At 42.5% G+C, this 10,028-nt stretch carries 7 protein-coding genes; 1 reads left to right on the top strand and 6 read right to left on the bottom strand.

Annotated features, from left to right (window positions below; genetic code table 11):
* Window positions 1-107: 107 nt before the first annotated feature.
* Window positions 108-2,054, bottom strand: coding sequence for a glycoside hydrolase family 97 protein (locus tag L1D51_RS18680; protein ID WP_239964487.1), 1,947 nt, complete (start codon window positions 2,052-2,054; stop codon window positions 108-110).
* 194 nt (window positions 2,055-2,248) lie between these two features.
* Between L1D51_RS18680 and L1D51_RS18675 the strand changes: the two genes are divergently transcribed.
* Entirely contained in the window at window positions 2,249-3,157 is a 909-nt protein-coding gene (locus L1D51_RS18675; RefSeq protein WP_239964486.1) for a substrate-binding periplasmic protein, read from the top strand.
* A gap of 40 nt (window positions 3,158-3,197) precedes the next feature.
* Here the strand turns inward: L1D51_RS18675 and prpF are convergent, their stop codons facing one another.
* The 5 genes from prpF to L1D51_RS18650 all read right to left on the bottom strand — a co-directional run bounded on the left by prpF (window position 3,198) and on the right by L1D51_RS18650 (window position 9,893).
* Entirely contained in the window at window positions 3,198-4,367 is a 1,170-nt protein-coding gene (prpF, locus tag L1D51_RS18670; protein WP_239964485.1) for a 2-methylaconitate cis-trans isomerase PrpF, read from the bottom strand.
* Between the two features lie 3 nt (window positions 4,368-4,370).
* The gene (gene acnD / locus L1D51_RS18665; protein WP_239964484.1) at window positions 4,371-6,962 is read right to left on the bottom strand and encodes a Fe/S-dependent 2-methylisocitrate dehydratase AcnD; all 2,592 of its coding nucleotides are present in this window, start codon (window positions 6,960-6,962) and stop codon (window positions 4,371-4,373) included.
* 117 nt (window positions 6,963-7,079) lie between these two features.
* Window positions 7,080-8,204, bottom strand: coding sequence for a bifunctional 2-methylcitrate synthase/citrate synthase (gene prpC, locus L1D51_RS18660; RefSeq protein ID WP_054561376.1), 1,125 nt, complete (start codon window positions 8,202-8,204; stop codon window positions 7,080-7,082).
* A gap of 24 nt (window positions 8,205-8,228) precedes the next feature.
* The gene (prpB, locus tag L1D51_RS18655) at window positions 8,229-9,104 is read right to left on the bottom strand and encodes a methylisocitrate lyase (RefSeq protein ID WP_054561375.1); all 876 of its coding nucleotides are present in this window, start codon (window positions 9,102-9,104) and stop codon (window positions 8,229-8,231) included.
* 87 nt (window positions 9,105-9,191) lie between these two features.
* On the bottom strand, window positions 9,192-9,893 hold the full coding sequence (locus tag L1D51_RS18650) for a GntR family transcriptional regulator (protein WP_054561374.1): 702 nt from the start codon (window positions 9,891-9,893) through the stop codon (window positions 9,192-9,194).
* Between the last annotated feature and the right edge of the window lie 135 nt (window positions 9,894-10,028).

Genomic DNA, 10,028 nt, shown 5'->3' with positions numbered 1-10,028 from the left:
CTCTGTGACCCACGTCTAATTTAACAAGGCAAATATAGCTATAAAAAAAGCGAGCAACCTGCTCGCTTTTCTCTACTTGGTTTTGTTTATCGCCTATTAACTCACATTTAGCGACCAATTATCAGTGCGCCACCTTGAGCTAATAAGTTTAAGGTTAATTTACCACTGTTACTTACTGTGACTTGCTTAGTACCTGCAATGCCATCTTTTTTATCAAACAACAGGGTGATTTTTTTACCTGCTAACATAGGTAAATCAATATCTAATGTTTTAGATTTATTTTCACCATTCACGGCTGCTACCCACCATGTTTGTTGATGACGCCTCGCAATCGTTGCATCTTGACCCGGCTGACCTGCAATATAGCGTGTTTCATCCCATACCGTTGGCATCGCCTTTAAAGTATCAATAACAAATTGAGGTTGTTCTTCAAGGTTATTTGGCGTCAGACCAAAATGTTGCACTGGTGATTGATAAAGCACACCTGTTGCCAGTTCAAATGTATCTGTGGTTTTACGAATATTGCCGACTGTTTGATCTTGAGATAAGCGTTTGTTTAAAAACACTGGGGCAAAGTCCATAGCGCCAATAGCATTACGAGTGAACGGTAAAATAGTCGCGTTATAGGCATGTAAATCTAACGAATTTTGATGAAAAACAAGGTTCTCCGATGCCAGTACTGCTTCAGATGTGACGAAGTTAGGATACATTCTTTCCCAGCCACGCGGGATGGTGCTGCCATGAAAGGTGATCACTAAACCATACTGATTTGCATCTGTAAGAATATCTTCATAGAGTTTAATGGTCTCTTGTTTGTCACCACCAAAAAAATCTACTTTAAGCCCTTTAACACCAATGCTTTGCAACCACGCCATTTCATTTCGACGTGCTGGTGCACTGTTCATTCTATTTTGTGGGGTTTGAGGTGCGTCATTCCACCAGCCATTTGAGTTGTACCATAAAATAACATCAACGCCCTTTCCATTGGCGTACTTAACCAATTCAGCCATTCTCTCGCGGCCAATGTTTTTATCCCACCAATTGTCGATTAATACATATTCAAAGTTTAATGACGCAGCTAAATCGATAAATTTGATTTGATCATCGTAGTTGATACTTGGGTCTTGCCAAACAATCCAGCTCCATGTTGAACGACCCATTTTATATTCTTGGCTTGCTTGATAAAGGGGTTTAACCAAATCAAACGCCACGGTTGATTCAACAATTGGCTTTAAACTTGCTCCTAACGTGATGGTGCGCCAAGGTGTGGTTGCAGGCATTGCCATAGCCGCATAAGTTGCACCAATGCCATTGTTTTCTCCAGCCTGAGGAAATGAAATACGATAAACACCGTCTTTCGTGCCTTCGCTTAATTTTGAGCCAACATAATGGCTATCAACACCGGTTTCAGAAATTAATAACCAGCCTTTATCGCTATTTTTAAATAATGCAGGAAATGTATAGCCCACGCCATTCGCTGACGGTGTTCCAAGGGCTGCGTTGAAGGTGTAAGGCTCTTCGTAACTTGGTTTTGTTTGCATCCAGCCCGTTTCAGGTAAGGCTTGTGGGCTTATAAACGTGGTTGCATTATCTGGTAGGTTAAAAGCACTGTATTCAGCTAACACCTTAATACGGGTATCAGTTTCAGCTCCCGATATCTGATAACGAAATGCAACATCGCTATCAGACACGTTAAACTCGACTCCTAGTACTTTGCCCTCTTGGTTTTCAAATTGCGCTTTTAAGGTATTCGCCGTGTAGTTTACTTCACTCACCTTTGCATTATGCAGCTTATATCTTTCATTGACTGAAGCTGTTGTATGGCTTTTATATTTTAGGCTTTGTGAAAAATCACCCAGGTTGGTATTTAAACCAAGCTGTGATTGCTGCAAAAACTCTTGGTTGCCATAATTTACGCTATAAACAAGCTGATTTTGTTGTTTTTCGAGTTTTACAGTTATTTGTCCATCAGGGCTTGTAACGCTAAGCGGTAATTGTGCGTGAGCAAGCATAGAGCTTGTGAGAAGTGATATATAGATACTTGGTTTTATCATTGTTGTTATCCTTAAGCTGCAAAAGCATTAAGTGATATCATAATACAAATGTAAACTTTTTGTCACTCAAGTCTATTAATATAAGCTGTGATCGAAAAATGTACTCCATCCGTTAGATATTGTTACAGTTACTAGGTTGTATATTTACGGCAAAAGGCTAAGCTTTAGATAAATAACAAAAACTTAAACAATTTATGAAACTACTGACCGTATTTTTTTTATTCGCCTCATATCAAGCTCTTGCGGGCCTTACGCCTGTTAGCTTTGAAAAAAATGGCGAAATCATCACTGAAGAAGCGGTGCGTTTCAACGGCGGATATGGGTATAACTTAGATGCCAAACATGTATTAAAGCTCGTTACTTTAGATTGGCCTCCTTATATAGACGAAAACTTATGCAACAAAGGCTGGCTCTATCAATTTACTGTAAGCTCCTTACTTGAAAAAGGTTATGGCGTGCATATTGGTTTTTATCCTTGGGCACGTGCCGTAAGAGAGGCTGAATTAGGTCGCGCTGATATTCTCTTTCCTGAATATTTCATTGAAGATGATGTTATTTCAGATAACTTCCTTGATAAAACCCGCAACGATTTACTCGCTTTAAGCCATGCCATTCCAGGTGGGGATCTTTCTTTCGTGGCGTTAAAGGGAACTCAAATTCCATTTAATGGGGATTTAAAATCAGTTAAAAATTTACCAATTGGCGTAGTTCGCTCATATAAAAACACCAAAGAACTCGATGCCATGATTGATAATAAAGAAATCGATACAATCGTCGCTAATAATGAGTACCAACTAATTCACCTCTTACTTAGTAACCGCGTAAGCCTGATTGTGGCAGATCTTGAAGTGTTAAAAGCAAGCGTTTACAAGTCTGAATTATCAATTAGCGGCAAACGACAAATACTAGAATCACTGGTCGCATTAGAGCCTAAGCTTGAATACAAACCGCTATATTTTTCTGTCAGCAAATCAACGCCACACTGGCAAAAAGTTTTAGAAGACTTAAATGATGAAATAGAACTCATGCAACAGAGCGGCAAGTTTGATGAGTTTATTGAAGGCATGAAGCAACAATGCTACGGATTAGACAAAGCGGCGTAACCGCCGCTTTATTTAAATTATATCTGTGCACAGCTGTGTACTATTGAGGAACTCGAACCCAGCCTTCCATTAATACACGTGCACTTCGGCTCATACTTGCTTTTGTGACTTGCCAATTACCATCAACAAGTGTTGCAGCAGCGCCCACTTTTAAAGTGCCAGAAGGATGACCAAAGTTTACCTCCTGTCGCTCACCACCACCTGCAGCAAGGTTTACCAAGGTACCAGGAATAGCAGCTGCAGTACCTATTGCAACCGCAGCCGTGCCCATCATGGCATGGTGCAACTTACCCATCGACATAGCACGTACTACTAAATCAATATCGGCTTCGTTTACAACTTTACCGCTTGATGCATGATAAGTTTTAGCTGGTGCAACCCAAGCTACTTTTGGCGTATGTTGACGTGCCTTTGCTTCATCAATATGAGAAATTAGCCCCATTTTCAACGCCCCATAGGCACGAATCGTTTCTAACTTTTCAAGTGCCGATGCATCACCGTTAATGGCTTCTTGTAGCTCTGTGCCATCATAGCCAACTTCACTGGCGTTAATGAAAACTGTAGGAATACCCGCATTGATCATCGTTGCAGACAACATACCAATACCCGGCACTTCTAATTCATCGACTAAGTTACCTGTTGGGAACAAAGCCCCTTCGCCATCAGCAGGGTCCATAAATTCAAGTTTTACTTCAGCGGCTGGAAAGGTCACGCCATCAAGCTCAAAATCACCAGTTTCTTGCACTTCACCGTTAGTAATTGGCACGTGCACTATGATGGTTTTACTAATATTGACTTGCCATACTTTAACTTCAACAACGCCATTCTCTGGAATTTTGCTGGCATCAACAAGACCGTTTGACACAGCAAAGGCCCCGACTGCTGAAGTTAAATTACCGCAGTTACCACTCCAATCAACAAACGCTTTATCGATAGCAACTTGACCAAACAGATAATCAACATCGTGATCAGCTTTAGTACTTTTCGATAATATCACCGTCTTACTGGTGCTTGAGGTTGCACCGCCCATACCATCAGTTTGTTTTTGGTAAGGATCGGGACTGCCAATCACACGTAATAACAGGTTATCGCGCGCCTCACCTGCCACTTGGGCAGGCTCAGGTAAATCAGTTAAGTTAAAGAACACCCCTTTACTGGTGCCGCCACGCATATAGGTCGCTGGCACCTTAATTTGTGGTTTAAATACCATTGCTTAGTGCTCCTCAGATTCTAAAAAATCTTGCGCGAAACGTTGCAGTACACCACCCGCTGAATAAATTGACACTTCTTCAGCTGTATCTAAACGGCACGTCATTGGTACTTCAACGATTTCACCATTGGCACGGGTAATCACTAGTGTCAGTGTTGCGCCTGGTGTTGGCTCACCTTTAACACTGAAACTCTCACTACCATCAATACCTAGCGTAGTTCGCGTGGTACCTGCTTTAAACTCAAGCGGTAATACACCCATACCAATTAAGTTGGTACGGTGAATACGCTCAAAGCCTTCGGCTGCAATCACTTGAACACCAGCTAGGCGTACACCTTTTGCAGCCCAGTCACGTGATGACCCTTGACCATAATCGGCACCAGCCACAATGATAAGCGGTTGTTTGCGCTGCATGTAGGTTTCGATAGCTTCCCACATACGCGTCACTTTGCCTTCAGGTTCAATGCGAGCATATGAACCTTGCTTCACTTCACCATTTTCTTTAACCATTTCATTCAGTAACTTAGGGTTAGCAAATGTTGCACGCTGTGCTGTTAAATGGTCACCTCGGTGAGTAGCATACGAGTTAAAATCTTCTTCTGGGAGACCCATTTTAGCGAGGTACTCACCAGCAGCACTTGACGCTAGAATCGCATTTGAAGGCGATAAGTGATCAGTAGTGATGTTGTCGCCCAACACAGCTAAGGCACGCATATCACTCAAAGAGCGTTCACCCGCTAATGCGCCTTCCCAATAAGGAGGACGGCGAATATAAGTACTTTGTGGACGCCATTGGTAAAGCGGATCGTTGTCTTCGCCATAATCTACACTTAAATCAAACATTGGCTCGTAAACCTTTTTGAACTGCTCAGGTTTAACACTTTGTTTAATCACTGCATCAATTTCTTCGTCTGATGGCCATAAATCCATAAGGCGAATTTCGTTGCCTTGTTGATCATGCCCTAATACATCTTTTTCGATATCAAAACGAATAGTACCGGCAATAGCATAAGCAACAACCAGTGGTGGTGAAGCTAAGAATGCTTGTTTAGCATAAGGGTGAATACGACCATCGAAGTTACGGTTACCCGAAAGTACAGCCGTTGCGTATAGGTCTCGGTCAATCACTTCTTGCTGAATTTTTGGATCAAGCGCACCACTCATGCCGTTACAGGTTGTACACGCGAAGGCAACAATACCAAAGCCAAGTTGTTCAAGCTCAGGTAATAAATTGGCTTCTTCTAAGTAAGACTTAACCGCTTTAGAACCCGGTGCCAGTGATGTTTTAACCCATGGCTTACGAGTTAACCCTTTAGCGTTGGCATTACGCGCAAGTAAACCTGCAGCAATAACGTTGCGTGGGTTACTGGTATTCGTACAACTTGTGATTGCAGCAATGATACAGGCGCCATCTGGCATTAAGCCTTCTTCATTCTCAACAACGCCAGTGATACCTGCTTTATCAAGTTCGCTTGTTGCAACACGGCGATGTGGATTTGAAGGGCCCGCAATATTGCGACCAACTGAAGACAGATCAAAAGTTAACACACGCTCATACTCGGCCGTTTTAAGGCTATCACTCCAAAGGCCAGTCTCTTTTGCGTAAGTTTCAACTAGTTTAACTTGCTCTTCTTCACGGCCTGTTAAACGTAGGTAATCAAGCGTGTTGTCATCGATGTAGAACATCGCAGCTGTTGCGCCAAACTCTGGCGTCATATTAGAGATAGTTGCTCTATCACCTAGGGTAAGTGCATCGGCACCTTCACCATAAAATTCAAGGTAGGTCGACACAACTCTTTCATTACGTAAAAATTCGGTGATCGCTAATACGATATCGGTTGCAGTAATACCCGGTTGTGGCTTGCCTTTTAGTTCAACACCCACAATATCTGGTAAACGCATGTAAGATGCACGGCCAAGCATCACACTTTCAGCTTCAAGACCACCTACACCGACTGCAATAACACCTAGCGCATCGACCATAGGTGTGTGGCTATCTGTACCAACTAATGTATCTGGGAATGCCACGCCATCACGTTTTTGGATCACAGGTGACATTTTCTCTAAATTGATTTGATGCATAATGCCGTTACCCGGCGGGATCACATCAATATTTTTAAATGCTGTTTTTGTCCAATTGATAAAGTGGAAACGGTCATCGTTACGACGATCTTCAATAGCACGGTTTTTTTCAAATGCATCAGGTTCAAAACCTGCGTGTTCAACCGCTAATGAGTGGTCAACAATTAACTGTGTAGGTACCACAGGGTTTACTTTTGCAGGATCGCCGCCTTTTGCAGCTATGGCATCACGCAAGCCTGCTAAATCAACTAACGCTGTTTGACCTAAGATATCGTGACACACAACACGCGCAGGAAACCATGGAAAATCTAAATCACGCTTGCGGTCAATTAACTGCGACAGTGCATCATTTAGCATTTCAGGGTCACAGCGACGAACTAAGTTTTCGGCAAGTACTCTTGATGTGTAAGGAAGTGTGGCATAGCTGCCTGGTTTAATTGCATCAACAGCAGCGCGCGTATCAAAGTAATCGACGCCGGTGCCTGCTAATGGTTTTCTAAAGTTTGTATTCATGATGATTCTACTTGTACTTGGTGACGGTGAACAAAGGTGGGCTGATTGTTTTTGTATTTATTTCGCCCCTTCATAAAGGGGCAGCCAAGCTACCCCTATCACTGATTTAATTAACGATTAACGCTCAGAAATTGGCGTATAGCTGCGCGCTTCTGGGCCCGTATAATCTGCACTTGGGCGAATAATACGGTTATTAGCACGTTGCTCTTTCACGTGCGCTGTCCAACCTGTTACACGGCTCATCACGAAAATTGGCGTGAATAACTTAGTTGGGATACCCATGAAGTGATACGCAGATGCATGGAAGAAATCAGCATTACAGAATAATTTCTTTTCACGCCACATAACTTCTTCACAGCGAACAGACACTGGATAAAGCACATCATCACCCACTTCTGCTGCCAGTTTTTCTGACCACTTTTTGATGATCACGTTACGAGGATCTGATTCACGGTAAATGGCATGACCAAAGCCCATGATCTTGTCTTTACGCTCAAGCATACCCATCAGTGCATCTTCAGCTTGGTCTGCACTTGTGAAGCCTTCAATCATATCCATAGCCGCTTCGTTCGCACCACCATGTAATGGACCACGTAAACTACCAATAGCACCCGTTACACAAGAGTGAATATCAGACAATGTTGATGCACACACACGCGCAGTGAATGTTGATGCATTAAACTCATGCTCTGCATAAAGAATTAAAGACACATTCATTACTTGCTCGAACAGTGCTGATGGTGCTTCGTCATGTAATAAACGTAAGAAGTGTGCACCTACCGAATCATCATCTGTTTCAGTTTCAATACGAACGCCGTCATGGCTAAAACGATACCAGTAACAAATAATGCTTGGGAATACGGCAACTAGGCGATCAATCGCATCATTCGCTTGCGAGAAATCTTGCTCCATCTCTAAGTTACCTAGCATAGAACAACCCGTACGCATTACATCCATTGGGTGCGCGTCTTTAGGAATGTTCTCAAGCACTGTTTTAAGTGAATCTGGTAAACCACGTAGTGATTTTAGCTTTGCTTTATATTCAGTCAGCTCAGACTCTGTTGGTAATTCACCGCGCGACAGTAAAAAAGACACTTCTTCAAACTGCGCTTTATCTGCTAATTCACTAATATCATAACCACAATAAGTTAAACCTGAACCTGATTTACCTACTGTACACAGTGCTGTCTCACCTGCTACTTGTCCACGTAAACCTGCGCCGCCTAATGCTTTATCTACCATGAGTGTTCTCCTTATATGTTGTCGTTATGATTTTTTAGCTGAGAAAAGGTTATCGAGTGTGTTTTCATATGAGTGATAATCTAAAAACTCATATAATTCCGCACGTGTTTGCATATTGTCTACTTGGCTTTGTTGCGAGCCTTCGCTAAGAATAGACGAATACACATTAAGTGCGGCTTTGTTCATGGCTCTAAATGCACTAAGTGGATAAAGTACAATTTCAACACCCACTTCGCTCAATTGCTCTTTTGTATAAAGCGGTGTTTGGCCAAATTCGGTGATGTTCGCAAGAATTGGCACATTTAACGCTTTAGCAAATGCTTGGTAATCTGCTAAATCATGCACAGCTTCTGCAAAAATAGCGTCTGCGCCAGCTTCAACACACGCTGCTGCGCGGTCAATAGCTGCATTTAAGCCTTCTTTTTGGAATGCATCAGTACGCGCCATAATGTAAAAATCACTGTCTGTTTTGGCATCAACCGCAGCTTTAATACGGTCAACCATTTCATCTTTAGACACGATCTCTTTATTAGGACGGTGACCACAACGTTTTTGTGCTACTTGGTCTTCAATATGGAAGCCCGCTGCGCCTGCTTTGGTCATTTCTTTAACGGTACGAGCAATATTAAATGCACCGCCCCACCCTGTGTCAGCATCAACAAGAAGCGGTAAGTCGGTAGCGCTGGTGATTCGACGAATATCTTCAAGTACGTTATCAAGGCTAGTCATACCTAAATCTGGCATGCCGTATGATGCGTTAGCAACACCCGCACCTGAGAGGTAAAGTGCTTGGTGACCTGTTTTTTCTGCCATCATTGCGCAGTAAGCGTTGACGGTGCCAACCACTTGCAATGGCTTGTTGTTGGCGATTGCCTGTTTGAATTTCAATCCTGCTGACATTGGATAACTCCTATCTTTGAACGGTTTTAGCTCTTTGGCTAACTCTATTTTTTAAATCTAAATTGTGACTGTTTAACTAAAGCGCTACTAATTTTTTGCTGCGAGTAAGTCAAACTTAGTCTGAATATTTGCCTGAGACGCACTGATATGGCGCTTCATAAGCATTTCGGCTAATTCACCGTCATGGTTTTCAATGGCATTAATAATAGCCAAGTGTTCATCAAACGCTTTTGATACACGCGGCCCAACCATCCCCATTTGTACACGGTACATACGAATTAACTGGTACAACTCATTACATAAAAGATGAATTAAGTGTGCGTTTTTCGACCCTTTAATAATGCGATAATGAAAATCAAGGTCGCCCGCTTCTTGGTAGTATGATTCACCTTCTTTTACACGCTGTGTTTGTAAGTGCTGGTTCAATAACTGTTTTAAACCCTGCACTTCTTCAGGTTCCATGTTATCGGCAGCTAAACGACAAGCCAGCCCTTCTAAGGCACTACGAACCTGATAGACTTCGATTAAACGCTCAGCTGTTAGTGCAACGACACGGCAACCGACATTTGCTTTACGCTCTACCAAATAACAGCTCTCTAAACGATTTAGCGCCTCACGTAAGGTGGCACGGCTTACACCATAGCGTTTAGCAAGTTCTGGCTCAGAAATTTTGCTACCCTGCTCGATGGTGCCTTGGACAATTTCACGACGCATGTCGACAAACACTTGGTCTGATGCTGTTGTTATCGTGATATCGTTGTAGTTATCGTTGGCTTTTTGCTCTGTCATAATAGGTCTATCAAAGTACTAAATTAAGATTGTCGACAATTTGTGAGTTCACTATGCGCCCTATCATTGCAAGTGTCAACCTTGAGATCGGAAAAACAGGCTAAAAAACCAACAAAATGTCGACATAAATTGATA

It is taken from the genome of Pseudoalteromonas shioyasakiensis (assembly GCF_022398475.1).
Taxonomy (GTDB): domain Bacteria; phylum Pseudomonadota; class Gammaproteobacteria; order Enterobacterales; family Alteromonadaceae; genus Pseudoalteromonas.
This window is presented reverse-complemented; position numbering and strand designations above follow the sequence as displayed.

Coding starts and splice junctions, on each gene's coding strand:
- prpC (WP_054561376.1), bottom strand. CDS start 8,204: ATGGTAGATAAAGCATTAGGCGGCGCAGGTTTACGTGGACAAGTAGCA.
- prpF (WP_239964485.1), bottom strand. CDS start 4,367: ATGGTATTTAAACCACAAATTAAGGTGCCAGCGACCTATATGCGTGGC.
- L1D51_RS18675 (WP_239964486.1), top strand. CDS start 2,249: ATGAAACTACTGACCGTATTTTTTTTATTCGCCTCATATCAAGCTCTT.
- prpB (WP_054561375.1), bottom strand. CDS start 9,104: ATGTCAGCAGGATTGAAATTCAAACAGGCAATCGCCAACAACAAGCCA.
- L1D51_RS18680 (WP_239964487.1), bottom strand. CDS start 2,054: ATGATAAAACCAAGTATCTATATATCACTTCTCACAAGCTCTATGCTT.
- L1D51_RS18650 (WP_054561374.1), bottom strand. CDS start 9,893: ATGACAGAGCAAAAAGCCAACGATAACTACAACGATATCACGATAACA.
- acnD (WP_239964484.1), bottom strand. CDS start 6,962: ATGAATACAAACTTTAGAAAACCATTAGCAGGCACCGGCGTCGATTAC.